This is a genomic window from Kitasatospora indigofera (assembly GCF_014655955.1).
In the GTDB taxonomy this organism is placed as follows: domain Bacteria; phylum Actinomycetota; class Actinomycetes; order Streptomycetales; family Streptomycetaceae; genus Kitasatospora; species Kitasatospora indigofera.
In genome coordinates this window covers 84448-102139 of sequence record NZ_BNBO01000001.1, presented here as the reverse complement: position 1 = coordinate 102139, position 17692 = coordinate 84448, and the positions used below count along the sequence as shown (strand labels likewise).

Genomic DNA, 17692 nt, shown 5'->3' with positions numbered 1-17692 from the left:
GCACCCGGCCTCCCGGGCCCTCACCCGGACGGCGGCCCGCCCGTGTCGCGGGGCCCGCCGGGGGAGTTGGGGCGGGCATGCAGACCAAGATCTGGACAGGCCTCCTCGCCGGTGCGGCCCTGCTCGCCACCGGTGCCGCCGTCGCGCCCGTGGCTGCCGGGGCGGCCGGCCTGCCGGTGGGGCCGCGGGACGCGTACACCCGTACCGAGTTGCTCTTCGGCACCGAGCGGCCGGACGGCGGGGCGGCCGTCACCGCTCAGGAGTTCGAGGCCTTCCTGGACGCGGAGGTGACCCCGCGCTTCCCGGAGGGGCTGACGGTGGAGGAGGGCCGGGGCCAGTACCGGGACCGCTTCGGGGTGATCGAGCGTGAACGCTCCTACCGCGTCGTCCTGTTGTACCCGCGCGGGGCGGCGCGGTCCTCGGACCTGAAGATCGAGGAGATCCGGCGGCGCTACGACACGGCGTTCCAGCAGGAGGCGGTCGGCCGGGTGGACGACGCGGTGCGGGCGGCCTTCTGAGCCGTCGAGGGGGCCGGCGGACCGGCGTTGCCCCGGCCCGGGGCGGGAGTTAGGGTCGTTCCCGTGACTGCCGGGTCGGCCATGGGCCATGCACGAGTGGGGCGCCCGGCCCCGGCGTGAGCCAGGGGCGGGCCCGGGCCCCGCCCTGTCCTCTTCGTGTCTTCCCCGCAGGCGCCCGCACGGCGCCTGGTCCGCAACGGAACCAGACCGGAGAGAGTCCGCCCATGTCGCCCGACCAGCCGCAGCACCCGCACCAGCCGCAGCACCAGCCGCCGCACCCGCACCAGCCGCAGCACCCGTCCACGCCGCCCGGCGGAGCCGTCCGGCTCGACCACACCGTCGTCCACGCCACCGACCGGCAGGTCTCGGCCGAGTTCCTCGCCGAGGTCCTGGGTCTGGCGGTCGGTGCCCCGTTCGGTCCGTTCCTGCCCGTCGACCTGGGCAACGGCGTGACGCTCGACTTCCACCGGCAGCGGGACGAGCCGATCCAGTCGCAGCACTACGCCTTCCTGGTGCCGGAGGACGCCTTCGACGTCGTGATCGGGCGGTTGGAGTCGCTCCGGGTCACCTACTACGCCAACCCGGACCACACCGGGCCCGGCCGGGTGAACCACCTCTTCGGCGGCCGGGGCGCCTACTTCGCCGACCCCGACGGCCACAACATGGAGATCATCACCCGGACGTACGCCCGGCCCTGAGGCCCGGCCGGCGCCCTCGTGCCGGCGGCCCCGTGCGCGTCAGGCGCCCCCGGGTCAGCCGTGCCCGCGGCCGGCCCGCGGGGGCCCCGCGTCCGTCCCCGGGTGCGCCTGGCGCGGGACGGCGGCGTACCCGAGCGCCCGGCTGCCGACCTCGGCCCACACGCCCGGCGGGCAAGGACCCGCGTAGCGGCGGAAGTTGCCGGGGGGCAGCTGCCGCAGCCGCAGGTCCAGGCAGCTGTCGTGGGTGGCACGGCGGTCCCAGCCGGCGGTCGGCAGCAGGATGTGGTCGGGGCGGTCCAGCCGGTCCTGGCTGGTGCTCCGGAGCACCTCGACGTGGTCGGGCAGCAGCCGGTAGACCAGCACCGGGCGGTCCTTGGAGTCCGCGACGTCGGTGAAGGGGACCTCGGCCCACCAGATCTCGCCCGGCTGCGGCCACCGGCCCCGGCGGTACGCCGGCGGGAGGTCGGGGGCGGGCGCGGGCAGCGGCGCCAGGCCGACCAGCCGCCGGACCCAGGCCAGCCGGCACAGGGCGAGGAGCAGGAGCACCCCGGCCGCGAGGGCGGCGTAGTAGGCGAACAGGGCCGGCGCCGAGCCCTTGTCGAGCAGCACCACGGCGGTGACGGAGCCCGCGAGGAGCAGCGCCGCGCCCGGCAGCAGGCTCCGGTGCCGGTGCGGGTTCAGCATCCCCCAGCCGGCCACGCAGAGCCCGGTCACGTACAGCGGGACGAGCACCGCGAGGCCGGCGGCGCTGTACAGCGGCAGGCCGTAGGCCCAGGCGACGACCTCGCCGCCGGTCGCGCCGGCGAACAGCACGGCGGCCCGGGCAGCGAGTCGCCCCCACGGCAGCCGCCGCCCGCGGTCCGGCCGGTACCAGTGGGCGATCAGCAGGGCGGCGGGCAGCGCCAGCAGGCCGCCCGCCCAGGCCTCCGGGTGCCGCTGGAGGTCCTCGGCGAGCTTCGGCTCGTTGCCGGACAGGATGACCAGCAGGCTCCCCGCGTAGCCGAAGGTGGAGGTGACCGCGGCGAGGAACGGCGACACGGCGAGGAAGCGCAGCAGCGCCCGGACCATCATGGCCGCAGCTTAGCCGCGGCCCCCGCCCGGCGGACAGGGCCCGGCACGACTGCCCGGCGCACGGTCTGACGACAGGTCAGCTCACGCCGCCGGCGGCCGCGGCGACGAAGTGCTCGGCGAGCTGCGGCGCCCCGGCCCAGTGCAGGTGCAGGTAGGAGGCGTGCACGTTGCCGGCCGCGAAGCCCTCCGTCCGGGGCCCGGCGGGGGTGCGCCAGCCCCAGGCGGGCTCCTTGCCGGCGCCCGGTTCGCAGACCGTGCGGTGGAACTCGTGGCCGCGGACCCGGGTCCCCGCCGGGGCCAGCGGGGAGTCGTGCAGGGCGACCGCCTCGCGGTACCCGAGGGTGAGCCGCTCGGTCATCCGTGCGTCGGTGTCGAGCACTCCGCACATCGGGCGGCCGTCCAACTCCTGCCCCAGGTAGAGCAGTCCGGCGCACTCGGCGGCGACCGGCGCCCCGCCCGCGGCCAGCGCGCGGATCGCCTCGCGCAGCGCGGTGTTGGCGCTCAGCTCGGCCACGTACATCTCGGGGAACCCGCCGCCGATCACCAGGCCGGCGGTCCCGGCGGGCAGCTCCGTGGCGTGCAGCGGGTCGAAGGGCAGCACCTCGGCCCCGGCGGCGGCCAGCAGTTCGGCGTTCTCGGCGTACGAGAAGGAGAACGCGGCGCCGGCGGCGAGCGCGATCCGGGGGCGCCGGCCCGCGACGGGGGTGACCTCGGCGGCCGGGTCCCAGGCGGCGTCCGGCAGCGCGGGAGCGGTCCGGGCCAGGGCCAGCACCGCGTCCAGGTCGACCGAGGCGGCGATCAGTCCGCCCATGTCCCGTACCGCGCGCACGGCTTCGGCCGAGCGCTCGACCGCCGGGATCAGCCCGAGGTGCCGGGACGGGGTGGCGACCGCGGCCGAGCGGCGCACCGAGCCGAGCACGGGGACGCCGGAGCCCTCCTCCAGCGCCTCCCGCAGCAGCAGCTCGTGGCGGTCGGAGGCGACCCGGTTGAGGATCACCCCGGCGAGCCGGACCTCCGGGTCCCAGGAGGCGAATCCGTGCACCAGGGCGGCCACCGACCGGGACTGCGAGGAGGCGTCCACCACCAGCACCACGGGGGCCTTCAGCAGCTTGGCGACATGGGCGGTGGAGGCCAGCTCGCCCTGCCCGGAGGCACCGTCGAACAGCCCCATCACGCCCTCGACCACGGCGACGTCGGCGCCGGCCGCGCCGTGCAGGAACAGCGGGGCGATCCGCTGCGGACCGCACATCCAGGCGTCCAGGTTGCGGCCCGGGCGCCCGGCGGCCAGCGAGTGGTAGCCCGGGTCGATGTAGTCCGGGCCGACCTTGTGCGGCGAGACCGCCAGGCCCCGGGCGGACAGCGCCGCCATCAGCCCGGTGGCGACGGTGGTCTTGCCCGTGCCGGAGGCCGGCGCGGCGACGACGATGCGGGGGATGTTCACGGTGCTCACGGCTGCGTCGGCTCTACCACTCGATACCGCGCTGGCCCTTGCGGCCGGCGTCCATGGGGTGCTTGACCTTGGTCATCTCGGTGACCAGGTCGGCGAGGTCGGTCAGCGGCTCCTTGGCGTAGCGGCCGGTGATGACCACGTGCTGGTTGCCGGGGCGGTCCTTGAGCACCGCGACGACCTCCTCCACGTCGACCCAGCCCCAGTGCATGGGGTAGGTGAACTCGTCGAGCACGTAGAAGCGGTAGGTCTCGGCGGCCAGGTCGCGCTTGACCTGCTCCCAGCCCTCCTTGGCGGCGTCCTCGCTGGACTCGACCATGTCGGCGTTGCGCTGCACCCAGGACCAGCCCTCGCCCATCTTGTGCCAGGCGACCGTGCCGCCCTCGCCGGAGGCGCCGAGCACCCGCAGCGCGTTCTCCTCGCCGACCTTCCACTTGGCGGACTTCACGAACTGGAACACCCCGACCGGCCAGCCCTGGTTCCAGGCCCGCAGCGCCATCCCGAAGGCGGCGGTGGACTTGCCCTTGCCGGGCCCGGTGTGCACGGCCGTGATCGGCAGGGTGCGGCGCTGGCGGGTGGTCAGGCCGTCGTCGGGGACGCTCTCCGGCTTTCCCTGTGGCATGGGTCAGGCTGCCTTTCGGTCGGCGGTGCTGGTGGCGGTGCGGGTGGCCGTGCCGGTGCTGCCGGCGGGCCGGTGGGCGTGCACGAGCGCGGCGACGCCCTCGGCCCGCAGTTCGTCCAGGGTCACGGCGGAGGCGCCGAGCTGTCCGGCGAGCCGGCGGGCCAGGCCGAGCCGGACGGGGCCGGACTCGCAGTCCAGCACCACGCTCGCCAGGCCCTGGGCGGCCAGCAGCCCGGCGGCCCGGCCCGCGTCGGCGAGCGCGTCCCGCCCGCCGGTGGCCCGGCCGTCGGTGACCACGACCAGCAGCGGCCGGCGGTGCGGGTCGCGCATCCGCTCGACCCGCAGGGTCTCGTGGGCCCGCAGCAGGCCGGCCGCCAGCGGGGTGCGGCCGCCGGTCGGCAGCGACTCCAGCCGGGCCGCGCCGACCTCCACCGAGGAGGTCGGCGGCAGGGCCAGCTCGGCGCCGGCGCCGCGGAAGGTGATCAGGCCGACCTTGTCGCGCCGCTGGTACGCGTCCATCAGCAGGGAGAGCACGGCGCCCTTGACGGCGGTCATCCGCTGCCGGGCCGCCATCGACCCGGAGGCGTCGACCACGAACAGCACCAGGTTGGACTCCCGGCCCTGGCGCACCTGCTCGCGGAAGTCGTCCCGGCGCAGCTCCAGCGCCCGGCCGGTGCGCCCGCGCACGTGCTGGTGCGGGGCGGCGGCCTGGAGGGTGGCGGCCAGGTGCAGCCTGGTCAGCTGGCCGGCCGGGCGGCGGGCCCGGATGGTGTGGCCGCCGTCGGTCTCGGCGGGGGAGCGGCGCCCCTGGGCGCCCTTGCCGGTGCCGGGCACCTTGAAGAGCTTGGTCCGGTACGGCTCCCCGGCGGCGACCGGCGCGCTCTCCCGGGCCGGGCGGGGGCCCTGGGCGGGGACGTCCGTCTCGGGGGCGTCCGGCGCGGGCGCCGTGTCGGTGGCGGCGAACTCCGTGGGCGCGGCCGGTCCGGCGGGGTCGGGCGCGCCGCCGCCGGGGCCGCCGTCGTCCGGGCCGCCGTCCCCGGGGCCGTCGTCGTCCGGGCCGCCGCCGTCCGGGCCGGGCTGCTCCTCGTCCGGCCCGCGGCCCTCGGAGGCCTCCTGGGCGCCGGTGTCCTCGGGCTGCTCCTCCGGTTCGGCGTGCTCCTCCAGGGTCCGGTCCAGCTTCTCCTCGTCCAGGCCGGGCGCGTCGAAGGGGTTGCGCCGGCGGCGGTGCGGCAGGGCGAGCCGGGCGGCCTTGCGGACGTCCTCCTCCAGCACCTCGGTGCGGCCCGCCCAGGCGGCCAGCGCCACCGCGGTGCGGGCCATCACGATGTCCGCGCGCAGCCCGTCCACCTCGAAGGCCGCGCAGACGGCGGTGATCTGGCGCAGTGCCGTGTCGGTCAGTGCGACCTCCGGCAGCAGGGCGCGGGCGGCGGTGATCCGCTCGGCGAGGGTCCGCTCCTCACCCGCGAAGCGGTCGGCGAAGGCGGCCGGGTCGGCGTCGTAGGCCAGCCTGCGGCGGACCACCTCGGCGCGCTCGCGCGGCTCCCGGGTGGCGGCGATCTCCACGGTGAGGCCGAAGCGGTCGAGCAGCTGCGGCCGCAGCTCGCCCTCCTCCGGGTTCATCGTGCCGACCAGCAGGAAGCGGGCGGCGTGCCGTACCGAGACGCCCTCCCGCTCGACGTACGAGCGGCCCATCGCGGCGGCGTCCAGCAGCAGGTCGACGACGTGGTCCTGGAGCAGGTTGACCTCGTCGATGTAGAGCACGCCGCGGTGGGCCTTGGCCAGCAGGCCCGGCTCGTAGGCCTTGACGCCCTCGGTCAGCGCCCGCTCCAGGTCGAGCGAGCCGACGATCCGGTCCTCGGTGACGCCGACCGGCAGTTCGACCAGCCGGGCGGCCCGGTCGGTGCCGGCCGGGCCTTCGTGGGCGCCGTCCGGGCACTGCGGGTCGGGGGCGGCGGGGTCGCAGGCGAAGCGGCAGCCCTCGACGGTGCTGATCGAGGGCAGCAGGCCGGCCAGCGCGCGGACCATGGTGGACTTCGCGGTGCCCTTCTCGCCGCGGACCAGCACCCCGCCGACGGCCGGCGAGACCGCGTTGAGCAGCAGTCCGAGCCGCAGGTCGGCCATGCCGACGATCGCGGTGAACGGGTATCGGACGTCAGTCATCGGGTGTCCCTCTCCTTGGCCGGTCCTGCGGCATCCGTACCCAGCAACGTCTTCACGGCGCACCCGGCGGCACGAACGGCAGGCCGTCCGCCGGGACGCCGCCCTCGATCAGCCGCCACAGCGCGCCGGTGTCGGCGTGTTCCTCGATCAGGTCGCCGAGCCGGTCCAGCCGGGCCTCCCGCGCCTCGGCGAAGCAGGTGTCCGGCGCCGGGACGAACGCGCGCCCGGCCAGCTTCGCCACCTCGCGCAGCAGCTCCCGGCGGAACCCGTCGTTCTCCAGCGCGCCGTGCCAGGTCGTCCCCCACACCGACCCGTCCCGGCAGCCGTCCAGGAAGGGCTCCCCGCCATCGACCGTGACCACGCCGTGGTGGATCTCGTAGCCCTCGACCCGCTGCCCGAAGGCCTCGCCCACGGGGCGGGCCAGCACCTTCTCGGCGCCGAACCGGACGTGCGCGGGCAGCAGCCCCAGCCCGTCGACGGTGCCGGCCTTCGACTCGACCCGGTCGTCGATCCCGCGGGCCAGCATCTGGTAGCCGCCGCAGACGCCGAGCACCGGCAGCCCGGCGTCGGCCCGGGCCCGCAGGGCCGGCTCCAGGCCGCGCTCGCGCAGCCAGGCCAGGTCGGCGACGGTGGCCCGGGTGCCGGGCAGGATCACCAGGTCGGCGTCGGCCAGCTCCTCGGGGCGGGTGGCCCAGCGGACCAGCACCCCGGGCTCCTGGGCCAGCGCGTCCACGTCGGTGAAGTTGGACAGCCGGGGGAACCGCAGCACGGCCACCCGCAGCACGTCCGCGCCGAGCGGGCCGCGCGCGTCCTCGCGGTCGACCACGGTGGAGAGGTCGAGCGAGTCCTCGGCGTCCAGCCACAGGCCCTTCAGCATCGGCAGGGTGCCGAGCACCGGACGGCCGGTCAGCCGGTGCAGCATCTCCAGGCCGGGCTCCAGCAGCCGGGCGTCGCCGCGGAACTTGTTCACGAACCAGCCGGCCACGTGCCGCTGGTCCTCGGCCGAGAGCAGCGCCAGCGTCCCGTACATGGCGGCGAAGACCCCGCCGCGGTCGATGTCGCCGACCACCACCACGGGCAGCGCGGCGGCGGTGGCCAGGCCCATGTTGGCGATGTCGCGGTCCCGCAGGTTGATCTCGGCGGGCGAGCCGGCGCCCTCGCAGACCACCACGTCGTAGCGCCGGCGCAGGTCGGCCAGGCACTCCAGGGACCGCTCCAGCAGGACGGGCTTGCGCTCGCGGTAGTCCAGCGCGCCGACCTCGGCGACCGCCCGACCGAGCAGCACCACCTGGCTGCGGCCGTCCGCGCCGGGCTTGAGCAGCACCGGGTTCATCGCCGCCTCCGGCTCGACCCGGGCGGCCTGCGCCTGCATCGCCTGCGCACGGCCGATCTCGGCGCCGTCGGCGGTGACGAAGGAGTTCAGCGACATGTTCTGCGCCTTGAACGGCGCGACCCTGACGCCCTGTCGGGCCAGCCAGCGGCAGATCCCGGCCGTGACCACGCTCTTGCCGGCGTCCGAGGTCGTTCCGGCGACCAGCAGTGCCCCGCTCAATTGCGGCCACCCTTTCGTTGACGTGTGAGGCCCCGGCCCGCACCGTGCAGGAGGGCGTGCCCGGCGGCGGTGACGCCGAGCGCGAGCAGCCCCACCCGGCGGGAGAGCCGGCAGGCCCGTTCGATGTCGGCCACCTCGACCGGGGGCAGTTCGCCGCCCAGCACCGGCCGGTGCTCGACCCTCGTGCCGTAGGCCAGGGTGCCGCCCAGGCGCACGCCCAGCGCGCCGGCGAAGGCGGCCTCGGCCCGGCCGGCGTTGGGGCTGGGGTGGGCGGCGCCGTCGCGGTGCCAGACCCGCCAGGCGCCGGCCCGGTGGGGCGCCGCGCAGACGGTCAGCAGCGCGGTGAGCCGGGCGCCGGGCCAGCCGGCCACGTCGTCCAGCCGGGCCGAGGCCCAGCCGAAGCGGGCGTAGCGCGGCGAGCGGTGCCCGACCATCGCGTCCAGGGTGTTGACGGCCCGGAAGGCGAGCAGGCCGGGGGTGCCGGCCAGGGCACCCCAGACCAGGGCGTTCACCACCGCGTCGGCGGTGTTCTCGGCGACCGACTCCACCACCGCGCGGGCGATCTGCTGCTCGTCCAGCGCGCTCGGGTCGCGCCCGCACAGGTGCGGCAGCCGCTCCCGGGCGGCGGTGAGGTCGCCAGTGGAGAGCGAGCGCCCGATGGTCCTGGCCTCCCGGGTGAGCGAGGTGCCGCCGAGCACCGTCCAGGTCGCGGCGGCGGCCAGTGCCGTCCGCCCGGCCGGGGAGCGTCCCAGGGTGCGGTCGGCCAGTACGGCGCCGGCCGCGACCGTCCCGACGCAGAGCGCGGTGTACGCGGCGCCGGCCGCCCGCCGGTCGCGCCAGAGCAGCCGCTCCAGGCGGCCGGCGGCGGTGCCGAAGGCGGCCACCGGGTGACCGCGCCGCGGGTCGGCGAAGCGGGCGTCGGCCAGGTGTCCGGCGACGGCGCCCAGGGCGAAGGCTGCGCCGCGGGTCAGCCCGCGCACGGCAGGGGCGCGGCGGTACGGCGGCGGGCTCGGTTCGACGGTGGCCGCTGGACGGCCCGGGCAGCCTGCATGGCGTGCGTGTCCTCACTCAGGGTCCGCGCCCTGGATCGACGTACCGGGGGCGAGAGTCTCCTGGCTTCCGGGTCGGACACACCCTCGGGCCTTCCCGCGGGCTTCTGACGGACCGCCGTGACCATGGTTCGAGCGTGCTCCCCGGTGACAGTGGCGGGACCGCGCCGGATTCGCACCGGCTTCCTCTGCATGCCTCCGTTTGGCTGATGGATCCCATCACGCGGCCGAACCGGGAGTCAACCAAGGCCACCGAGGGTTTGGTCACACGCGCGGCCCGCGTGCGCCGTGCGCGGCGCGGGCCGGGCGCGCGTCCGGCGCCGGGCGGCCGGCCCGCGAGCCGCGCAGGCCAGGGTCGCGCTACCCGCGTAGCGGACCGCCTTGGAGGAAACCGTCATTACCTCCGAGTAGCGCGCCCGTCGGACGGCACGGATCTGTACGATCCGCCAGTCGCCCACCGGGGGCCTGACCTGCGCTTCGTGCGTTCGGCGTCTGGGGCCCTCCCGGCCCGGCCCGTACGGTCGTTGCTCATGCGATCCAGAAAGCCCTCGGTGCCGCCGGTGCCCTTCTCGCCCACGGCGGCCAGGGCACACCGCGCCGGGCTCGGCCTGACCCCTCATCAAGTGGCGGAGGGGATGGCCGCGCACGGGGTCCGGCTGCTGCCGGCCCATGTGATCGGCTGGGAGACGGGAGAGATCAGGCCCTCCGAGGAGGAGTTCATCGCCCTCGCCCGCGCCCTGTGGTGCCCGCCCGCCCAGCTGATGGGCGCCCGGCCGGCCTGCCTGCGCGACTTCCGGGTGGCCCGGGAGCTCGGCCGGGACGAGGCCGCCCGCCGGATCGGCCTGTCGCCGCGCGTCTACGACCTCGCCGAGGACGCCGGCCGGTGGACCGGGGACGAGGACCAGACGTACGCGCTGGCGCAGGTGCTCGGGATGACGCTGCGGGACGTGGTGGCCGTGCTGGGCCGCGGCGAGGAGCTGGACCAGCGGCTGCGCCGCTGCGTCGACGGGCGCTGGCAGGCCCAGGTGAAGGCGGTCGGGCGGATCGTCCCGGTGCCCGGGGAACTGCTCGCGGCGGTGCTGACGGACCTGCAGAACGAGTACCAGGTGACGGCGCACTGGGGGTCCGGCGGCTGGGGATCGTCCGCCCCGGCGCAGCCCGAGCCGCCGCGGGCGTCCCGGCCGCTCGGCGAGCGCTTCTGGGAGCTGCTGTCGCTGCGGCCCACCGACATCCCGGTCTGACCCCTCCCGTCCTCCCCCGCTCCCGCTGCTCCTCCTGCTCCTCCTGCTTCGCCTGCTCCTCCTGCTCCCACTGTCCCTTCGCGCCCCTCGCGGTACGGCCGCCCGCCCGTCCCCGGCCGCCGGGCGGGCTCCCGTGCCCCGGACGGCCCCGCACCGGTGGCCGCCCGGCCCCGCGGCGCGTGGACTGGTGTGCGGATGCAACCGGGCCGCGGCCGGCCGCCCGGCAGGGAGCAGCAGAGCGGGGAGCGAGATATGCGTTGGGGAACCGCAGCAGTCGTGGCGGCCGCCGCGGCCGGTACGGGCGTGGCCGTCCTGGCCCTCGGGCGCAAGGTGTCGGAGCGGGCGGTGCACCCCCGGGCCGACCACGCCTCGGGTGCTCGGCCGGTCCGGGTGCTCGGCCTGGCCGCCGGCCGCGTCACCCTCACCAGGACGGCGGAGACCGCCCGCCCGGGCCGCTACGCCGTCGAGTGGGGGGCCGACGGCCATGCCGTGGTCGGCGAGGTGCTGCAGAGCGACCAGCAGGGCGTCACCCGCCGGCTGGAGCGCGCCGACACCGGCACCCTGGAGACCGGCACCGTGGTGCGGCTGACGCCCCGGGTCCACCTCGGCGACCCCACCACCGCGCTCGGACTGCCCTTCCTGGAGACCGCCGCGGTCGGCGAGTCCGGGCCGCTGCCCGCCTGGTACCTGGACGGCATGCGCGGCACCTGGGTGCTGCTGGTGCACGGCCCGGGCGCGGACCGGCAGCAGACCCTCCCGGTCATCCCGGTGCTGCACCGCCTGCGGCTGCCGGTGCTGGCCGTCACCTACCGGGGCGACGAGGGCGCGCCCGCCTCGCCCGACGGGCTCGGGCACTTCGGCGAGACCGAGTGGCGCGACGTCGAGTCCGCCGTCCGGCTGGCGCTGGACAGCGGCGCGGGCAAGGTCGTGCTGTACGGCTGGTCGCTGGGCGCCACCATGGCCCTGCAGACGGCGGCCCGCTCCGCCTGGGCCGAGGCGGTGAGCGGCCTGATCCTGGACTCGCCGGTGCTCGACTGGCCCGGGACGGTGCGCCGGGAGGCCACCCGGGCGGGTGTCAGCGCGCCGCTGGCCGGGCTCGGGGCGCTGGCCGCCCAGGGGCGGTCCGGCGTCGACCTGGCGGGCTTCGCCCGGCTCGCCGAGGGCACCGACCTGCGGGTGCCGGCCCTGCTGATGCAGAGCCCGGACGACGCCGTCGCCCCCTGGCGGGCCGCCGCCCGCCTGGCCGGCCGCCGCGAGGACCTGGTCAGCCTGCGGCCGGTGCCCGGGGCCGCGCACGCCGCCCTGTGGAACGCCGACCCGCGCGGGTACGAGGAGAACCTGCGGCGCTTCCTCACGCCGCTGCTGTGACCCGCGGAGCGGCCGGAGCGCCGCGGCTCCGCGGCTCCGCGGGGCCCGGGCGGGGCCGGGCGCGTCCTGCCGTGCCGTACCGCTGTCCCGTGCGGTAGGGCCGTACCGCTGGGCCGTGCCGTACCGCTGGGCCCGCCGGCCCCGTACCGCTCTCGCCCCCGCCCTGCCCCTCCGTGCGGCGGCCGTGCCCTGCCGTACCTCCGGTCCCGGCCCCTGAGGCGGTCGCCCCGGCGCTCCCGGCGCCGCCGAGAGGGGTGGTACACCATCCATTTTGATGGCGTGACCACGTCATTTTTGCCCCGCGCAAGCCCGGTTTGGGGCCTGTTGCCCGATCTTGCGGCCCTCCCCGCCCCGGCTCCCCGCAGACTCGCCGAACTCGATGTGACAGAACGCCCGTGCACGGGGAAGACTGCACGGCGTGACGTCTCGGAACCCGCGCGACCGTGATGCCCCGCTCCCGCCGACGATCGGTACCGGCGCGACGGTGACCCGTCTGCCCGGTACGGCCCACCGTCCCGACGGTGCGCGCCCGGGCACTCCCGGCGCACCCCGCCGCCGTGGCCCCGCACCGGCTCCCGGTCGCGGGCGCGTACCCGTACCCGAAGGCTTCCCCGCCCCCGCCGAGCTGGCCCCGCTGGCCCGGCGGATGCTCGTCGACGCCGTCCGGATCGCCCGCTGGGCCGGCGAGCTGGAGCAGGTCGACAAGCGCGGCGAACTCCTCCCCGAGGACGCCCGCGCCGCCGGCCGCGCGCTCGCCATGACCGTCGGCGCCGCCGCCAAGGCCTGGGGCCAGGCCCTGCTGGTCGGGCTGGTCGAGCCCCGCGACGGCGGCGCCGCCCCCGGCTGGCGCCTGCACGCCTGGGAGCACGACGACGAGGCCGTGGTCCGCGGCTGGTCCGCGCTCTTCGACGCCTGGACGCTGCTCGCCCCGGTACCGCCCGCCGCCCTGCGCGGCGTCTTCGCGGTGCTCGCCGGGCAGGCGGTCGACCAGGCCCCGCAGCTGCTCTCCTTCCTCCACCTGGTGGACGGCCCGGTCTCCGACGGCGAGCTGATGGAGCTGCTCCGCCGCGGCCTGGACGAGCGCCGGATGGGCGCCGGTACCGGCCTGCTGTCGCTGTCGCCCGTCCCGCACGCGGCCTCCGCCGTCTCGGCCGTCCGCGGCACCTGCCGCGAGCCGCAGGTCGACACCCCGCCGGCGCCCTCGGACGTGGCCGCCGTGCTGGACTGGATGCTGGACGGCCTGGCGGCCGTCGGCGCCGTGATCCGGCTGGACGAGGCGGCCGAGCTCTCCCCGCTCGGGCACTGGGCCGTGCGCGCCAAGCTGGAGGAGATCTGCACCGTCGCGCAGACCGCGGCCGGCCACATCGAGCAGAGCGCGCTGGAACTCCTCAACGCCTGCGCCGACTACTCCCCGGGCCCGGCCCGGGCCGAGTACCGCGCCTGGGTCGCCGCCCGCCCGGTGGACCGCGCCGTCGCCGAGCTGCTGGACGCGGCGCAGGGCGACGACGCGCTGGTGCGCGGCCTCGCCTTCGAGGCGCTGCGGGTGGCCGGGGGCACCGCCGAGCAGGCGGTCCGGGCCGCCGTGGACGAGCCCGTGCTGCGCCCGTACGCCCTGCTGTGGCTCGCCGAGCAGTCGGACGAGGAGGGCGTCTCGCCGGCCGACGTGCTGGGCGCGGAGGACGCCGCCTGGCTCTGGGTCGACACCGCCGCCGCCGTCCTGGACCACGGCGAGACCGGGCTGCTGGTCGGCCACGTCGAGGGCGCCTCGGCGGGCGACCCGGTACGGCTCTTCGCCCGGGCCCGGCAGTCCGGGCACCCGCGCGCGGCCTCCGTGCTGACCGCCGTCTCCGGCGTGCACCCCGACCCGGCGGTGGCCCGGGCGGCCCGCCGCTCGGCCTTCTCGGTGCACAACGGCGGCGCGTAGGCACCCGGCCCCTGCCGGCGCAGCGGGCGGACACAGCACGAAGGGCCCGGATCCTGGTGGATCCGGGCCCTTCGTGCTGTGGTGCGGTACCGCTACAGCTCGCCGTCGCAGCCGAGCCGGGACTCCGCGCGGCGGGCGCGGACGTCGCCGACCTTCTGGCCGACCTTGCGGCGGATGACCAGCAGCGGGGCCATCGCGGCCAGCGCGATCTGGGCGAAGGCGCCGATGTGCAGCAGGGTGTCACCACCCGGCAGGCCGGTCGCCCAGGCGGCCAGGCAGCCGATGCTGACGACGATCCAGCAGAGCGTCGCGGTGGCCAGCAGGCCCTGCGGCTTCGGGTACTCGATCCGGCTCATCATCAGGTACGCGGTACCGGCGATGGCCAGCAGGCCCGGCAGGAACGGCGGGTCCAGCAGCACGATGGCGATCACCGTCATCGCGCCCATCGGGCAGGGCATGCCCTGGAAGACCCCTGGGCGCATCTTCACGGCGGAGAAGCGGGCGAGCCGCAGCACCACCGAGAGCAGCACCGTCAGGGCGATCAGGGCCGACAGCCGGCTGTCGGAGCCGGGCGAGACCATGCCCCAGACCGCGACGAAGTAGGCCGGCGCGATGCCGAAGCTGATCAGGTCGGCCAGGTTGTCCAGTTCGGCGCCGAGCGCGGAGGAACGCAGCTTGCGTGCCACCAGGCCGTCGAACAGGTCGCACATCGAGCCGATGAGCAGCAGCACCACGGCGGTGGCGGCGCTGTGCCGGTCCGGCGCGGCGTCCGGGTTGGTGATGTGCGGGACCAGGACCCCGGTGGTGATCGAGTAGATCGCCAGGAAGCCGCAGACGGCGTTCCCCAGGGTCAGGAAGTCGGCGGTGGACAGGTGCTGGGGCGAACGCGGAGCGCGCAGCTCGCGGTCGCGCGCCCAACGGCGTCGACGCAGCTCCGTCTCCTCGTCGTCCAGACCCGCGATCGTCTCAGGATCAGTCACGGTCAAGGCGCGTCACCCCGGCAGTGGTCTTCTGGCCGACCTCGACGCCGACCTCGACGCCGGCCGGCAGGTAGGTGTCGACGCGGGAGCCGAAGCGGATCAGACCGATCCGCTCGCCCTGCTCGACCTTGGTGCCGGCGTTCACGTACGGCACGATCCGGCGGGCCACGGCCCCCGCGATCTGCACCATCTCGATGTCGCCGAGCTCGGTGTCGAAGTGCCACACGACACGTTCGTTCTGGTCGCTGTCCTTGTTGAACGCCGGCACGAACCCGCCGGCGACGTGTTCGACCGAGGTCACGGTGCCGGGCAGGGGAGCCCGGTTCACGTGGACGTTCAGCGGGCTCATGAAGATCGCCACCCGGGTGCGGCCGTCCGGCCAGGCGTCGATGCTCTGCACCACGCCGTCGGCGGGCGAGATCACCCGGCCGGTGCTGATCTCACGCTCGGGGTCGCGGAAGAACCACAGCATGCCCGCGCTGAGCGCACAGGCCGGCACCGCCGCCAGGGCCCACTTACCGCTGCGCCTGGTGAGGGCGGTGGTGAGGGCGGCCGTGGCCAGGGTGGGGACGAACCAGGGGGTGGCTCCGCGCGCGATGGTCACGCGGGGTCGCCGACCGGCCGTCGGAGCGGCGAGGGCATCGCTGTCCGTGACGGAGGTGTGAGGGGACGGGCTGATGGGCATCGAAGACCTTAGTCGCGGGGGATCATGGCCGCTGGACGGGGGCCACCGCGGGGATCGAGTGATAAAGGGACGGCTGTGCTGTCCCGGTGGATGCTATCGGGAGCACACGGTGGGTGGGCAACCCGCCTGCTCGTTCATCTGTCCTGGGCTGCGCGGGGGTGCCCCTGCTATGTGTACGACCGTAGCTCGCCCGGGTTCGGTTCCCAAGGGGTCCGCAGAGCCGGGTGACCCATGTCTCAGCCCAATGGGTGTGTGCGCGGGGGCGCGCGGAAGCGGCCGCGGGGCGCATACCTACTGATATACGCCCCGCGGCCGCCCCCCTGGCGCCGTACCGACCCGCGGCGGACCAGGCCGGGGTACGGGGGTACGGCGGTGCCGGCTCGGGCCCGCACGCCCGTCCACCGGCCGTCAACCGGAATTGCTCCGGTCAGTCGGCGAGTCGGTACTCCTCCAGCAGGCGACGTCCCACGATCATCTTCTGGATCTCCGCGGTTCCTTCACCGATGAGCAGCATCGGAGCCTCCCGGTAGAGGCGCTCGATCTCGTACTCCTTGGAGAAGCCGTAGCCGCCGTGGATCCGGAAGGAGTCCTCCACGACCTCCTTGCAGTACTCGGAGGCGAGGTACTTGGCCATGCCGGCCTCCAGGTCGTTGCGCTCGCCGCTGTCCTTCTTGCGGGCGGCCATCACCATCATCTGGTGCGCGGCCTCGACCTTGGTGGCCATCTCGGCCAGCTTGAACTGGATGGCCTGGTGCTCGGAGATCTTCTTGCCGAAGGTCGAGCGCTGCTGGGCGTACGAGATGCCCAGCTCGAAGGCGCGGCGGGCCACTCCGCAGCCGCGGGCGGCCACGTTGACCCGGCCGACCTCGACGCCGTCCATCATCTGGTAGAAGCCCTTGCCGGGGACGCCGCCCAGGATCCGGTCGGCCGGGATCCGGACGTCCTGCAGCACCAGCTCGGTGGTGTCGACGCCCTTGTAGCCCATCTTCTCGATCTTCCCGGGCACGGTGAGGCCGGGGACGGTCGGGTTGGGGCCGAAGCCGGGCGTCTTCTCGATCAGGAAGGTGGTCATGTTGCGGTACGGCGTGCTGCCGCCCTCGTCGGTCTTGCAGAGGACCGCGACCAGGGTGGAGGTGCCGCCGTTGGTCAGCCACATCTTCTGGCCGTTGAGGACGTAGAAGTCGCCGTCCTTGACGCCCTTGGTGGAGATCGCCGCGACGTCGGAGCCGAGGCCCGGCTCGGACATCGAGAAGGCGCCGCGGATCTCGCCGGCCGCCATCCTGGGCAGGAAGTACTCCTTCTGCTCCTGGGTGCCGTGCGCGTTGATCATGTGCGCCACGATGAAGTGGGTGTTGACGATGCCGGAGACGGACATCCAGCCGCGGGCGATCTCCTCCACCACCAGGGCGTAGGTGAGCAGCGACTCCCCGAGGCCGCCGAACTCCTCGGGGATGGTCAGGCCGAACAGGCCGAGCTGCTTCATCCCCTCGACGATGGCGGTGGGGTACTCGTCCTTGTGCTCCAGCTCGGTGGCGACCGGGATGATCTCCTTGTCGACAAAGTCCCGCACGGTGGCGAGGATGTCCCGCTGGATCTCGGTGAGGCCGTCGGTCTGTGCGAGGCGTCCCATCGTGCGGCTCCTGTCATGCAAAGGAAAAAAGAGGGTGGGGGTGCGGGGCGTGCGTGCCGCGGGAGGCGCGGCGGCGGTGCGGGGTGGTGATGAGGGGTGCGGCGGTGCGGGAGGGGGGTACAGGGGGCTCCACGGGCGTGACTTCCGTGGAGCCCCCCGTGACCGGAGAGCGGCCGATGACGGCGGCCCCTCGTTCCGGGGTCTCGGGGCCGGCCCCGGGTGGGGCCGGGGCCGGGCTGCTAGGAGAGCGGCTCGGGGCGGCCGGGCTGTTCGCCGCCGCGGGCCTTGATGTACGTCTCGGTCGGCACCATCACCTTGCGGCGGAAGATGCAGACGACCGTGCCGTCCTGCTTGTAGCCCTTGGTCTCGACGTGGACGATGCCGCGGTCGTCCTTGGACTTGGACGGCCACTTGTCGAGCACGACCGTCTCGCCGTAGATCGTGTCGCCGTGGAAGGTCGGTGCGATGTGGCGCAGCGACTCGATCTCCAGGTTGGCGATCGCCTTGCCGGAGACGTCCGGCACGGACATCCCGAGCAGCAGCGAGTAGATGTAGTTGCCCACGACCACGTTCCGGCCGAAGTCGGTCGTCTTCTCGGCGTAGTTCGTGTCCATGTGGAGCGGGTGGTGGTTCATCGTGAGCAGGCAGAAGAGGTGGTCGTCGTACTCGGTGACCGTCTTGCCGGGCCAGTGCTTGTAGACCGCGCCGACCTCGAACTCTTCGTAGGTGCGTCCGAACTGCATGGGG

The 17692-nt window shown here is 75.3% G+C and carries 15 protein-coding genes and 1 riboswitch; of the genes, 5 read left to right on the top strand and 10 right to left on the bottom strand.

The genetic code is table 11. The features are described 5' to 3' along the window. Window positions 1–77: 77 nt before the first annotated feature. Together IE329_RS00440 and IE329_RS00435 are read left to right on the top strand one after the other, a co-directional pair. Window positions 78–518 (top strand): DUF3574 domain-containing protein, encoded by a 441-nt coding sequence (locus IE329_RS00440; protein ID WP_190208704.1) that lies wholly within the window; start codon window positions 78–80, stop codon window positions 516–518. 224 nt (window positions 519–742) lie between these two features. Then, window positions 743–1216, top strand: coding sequence for a VOC family protein (locus tag IE329_RS00435; RefSeq protein WP_190208703.1), 474 nt, complete (start codon window positions 743–745; stop codon window positions 1214–1216). Window positions 1217–1270: 54 nt separating this feature from the next. On the opposite strand, the gene IE329_RS00430 is transcribed toward IE329_RS00435, so the two are convergent. The 6 genes from IE329_RS00430 to IE329_RS00405 form a co-directional block, all read right to left on the bottom strand. Further along, on the bottom strand, window positions 1271–2287 hold the full coding sequence (locus tag IE329_RS00430; RefSeq protein ID WP_190208702.1) for a hypothetical protein: 1017 nt from the start codon (window positions 2285–2287) through the stop codon (window positions 1271–1273). Window positions 2288–2363: 76 nt separating this feature from the next. Further along, window positions 2364–3728: a cobyrinate a,c-diamide synthase gene (locus IE329_RS00425; protein ID WP_190208990.1), complete on the bottom strand. Its 1365-nt coding sequence runs from the start codon at window positions 3726–3728 to the stop codon at window positions 2364–2366. A gap of 22 nt (window positions 3729–3750) precedes the next feature. Next, on the bottom strand, window positions 3751–4356 hold the full coding sequence (gene cobO, locus IE329_RS00420) for a cob(I)yrinic acid a,c-diamide adenosyltransferase (protein WP_073928813.1): 606 nt from the start codon (window positions 4354–4356) through the stop codon (window positions 3751–3753). A gap of 3 nt (window positions 4357–4359) precedes the next feature. After that, window positions 4360–6516, bottom strand: a complete 2157-nt coding sequence (locus tag IE329_RS00415; protein ID WP_190208701.1) for a putative cobaltochelatase — start codon at window positions 6514–6516, stop codon at window positions 4360–4362. Between the two features lie 52 nt (window positions 6517–6568). Then, a complete protein-coding gene (locus IE329_RS00410; protein ID WP_190208700.1) occupies window positions 6569–8068 on the bottom strand; it encodes a cobyric acid synthase in 1500 nt (499 codons plus the stop codon). Beyond that, window positions 8065–9048 carry a cobalamin biosynthesis protein gene (locus IE329_RS00405; protein ID WP_373311028.1) on the bottom strand — a complete coding sequence of 328 codons (984 nt, stop codon included), beginning with the start codon at window positions 9046–9048 and terminating at the stop codon, window positions 8065–8067. Before IE329_RS00405 ends, IE329_RS00410 begins: the two co-directional genes overlap by 4 nt. A gap of 125 nt (window positions 9049–9173) precedes the next feature. Further along, a riboswitch (cobalamin riboswitch) is annotated at window positions 9174–9306 on the bottom strand. A 341-nt stretch (window positions 9307–9647) separates the two neighbouring features. Between IE329_RS00405 and IE329_RS00400 the strand changes: the two genes are divergently transcribed. The 3 genes from IE329_RS00400 to IE329_RS00390 all read left to right on the top strand — a co-directional run bounded on the left by IE329_RS00400 (window position 9648) and on the right by IE329_RS00390 (window position 13650). Next, on the top strand, window positions 9648–10358 hold the full coding sequence (locus IE329_RS00400; protein ID WP_190208699.1) for a helix-turn-helix domain-containing protein: 711 nt from the start codon (window positions 9648–9650) through the stop codon (window positions 10356–10358). 252 nt (window positions 10359–10610) lie between these two features. Next, a complete protein-coding gene (locus tag IE329_RS00395) occupies window positions 10611–11726 on the top strand; it encodes an alpha/beta hydrolase family protein (protein WP_190208698.1) in 1116 nt (371 codons plus the stop codon). 646 nt (window positions 11727–12372) lie between these two features. Further along, entirely contained in the window at window positions 12373–13650 is a 1278-nt protein-coding gene (locus tag IE329_RS00390; protein ID WP_229927047.1) for a hypothetical protein, read from the top strand. A 92-nt stretch (window positions 13651–13742) separates the two neighbouring features. Here the strand turns inward: IE329_RS00390 and IE329_RS00385 are convergent, their stop codons facing one another. From IE329_RS00385 to IE329_RS00370, 4 genes are all read right to left on the bottom strand, one after another. Then, entirely contained in the window at window positions 13743–14636 is an 894-nt protein-coding gene (locus tag IE329_RS00385; protein WP_073928808.1) for a CDP-alcohol phosphatidyltransferase family protein, read from the bottom strand. Beyond that, a complete protein-coding gene (locus IE329_RS00380; RefSeq protein ID WP_229927046.1) occupies window positions 14623–15315 on the bottom strand; it encodes a phosphatidylserine decarboxylase in 693 nt (230 codons plus the stop codon). Before IE329_RS00380 ends, IE329_RS00385 begins: the two co-directional genes overlap by 14 nt. Before the next feature lie 427 nt (window positions 15316–15742). Next, window positions 15743–16945 carry an acyl-CoA dehydrogenase family protein gene (locus IE329_RS00375; RefSeq protein ID WP_073928806.1) on the bottom strand — a complete coding sequence of 401 codons (1203 nt, stop codon included), beginning with the start codon at window positions 16943–16945 and terminating at the stop codon, window positions 15743–15745. A 239-nt stretch (window positions 16946–17184) separates the two neighbouring features. Next, complete coding sequence (locus IE329_RS00370; protein ID WP_190208696.1) at window positions 17185–17688, bottom strand: MaoC family dehydratase; 504 nt, start codon at window positions 17686–17688, stop codon at window positions 17185–17187. Window positions 17689–17692 lie beyond the last annotated feature (4 nt).

Excerpts from the sequence above, each read along its gene's own strand:
- IE329_RS00395 (WP_190208698.1), top strand. The coding sequence starts at position 10,611 with ATGCGTTGGGGAACCGCAGCAGTCGTGGCGGCCGCCGCGGCCGGTACG.
- IE329_RS00390 (WP_229927047.1), top strand. The coding sequence starts at position 12,373 with ATGCTCGTCGACGCCGTCCGGATCGCCCGCTGGGCCGGCGAGCTGGAG.
- IE329_RS00435 (WP_190208703.1), top strand. The coding sequence starts at position 743 with ATGTCGCCCGACCAGCCGCAGCACCCGCACCAGCCGCAGCACCAGCCG.
- IE329_RS00375 (WP_073928806.1), bottom strand. The coding sequence starts at position 16,945 with ATGGGACGCCTCGCACAGACCGACGGCCTCACCGAGATCCAGCGGGAC.
- IE329_RS00440 (WP_190208704.1), top strand. The coding sequence starts at position 78 with ATGCAGACCAAGATCTGGACAGGCCTCCTCGCCGGTGCGGCCCTGCTC.
- IE329_RS00415 (WP_190208701.1), bottom strand. The coding sequence starts at position 6,516 with ATGACTGACGTCCGATACCCGTTCACCGCGATCGTCGGCATGGCCGAC.
- IE329_RS00400 (WP_190208699.1), top strand. The coding sequence starts at position 9,648 with ATGCGATCCAGAAAGCCCTCGGTGCCGCCGGTGCCCTTCTCGCCCACG.
- IE329_RS00370 (WP_190208696.1), bottom strand. The coding sequence starts at position 17,688 with ATGCAGTTCGGACGCACCTACGAAGAGTTCGAGGTCGGCGCGGTCTAC.
- IE329_RS00430 (WP_190208702.1), bottom strand. The coding sequence starts at position 2,287 with ATGATGGTCCGGGCGCTGCTGCGCTTCCTCGCCGTGTCGCCGTTCCTC.
- cobO (WP_073928813.1), bottom strand. The coding sequence starts at position 4,356 with ATGCCACAGGGAAAGCCGGAGAGCGTCCCCGACGACGGCCTGACCACC.
- IE329_RS00380 (WP_229927046.1), bottom strand. The coding sequence starts at position 15,315 with ATGCCCATCAGCCCGTCCCCTCACACCTCCGTCACGGACAGCGATGCC.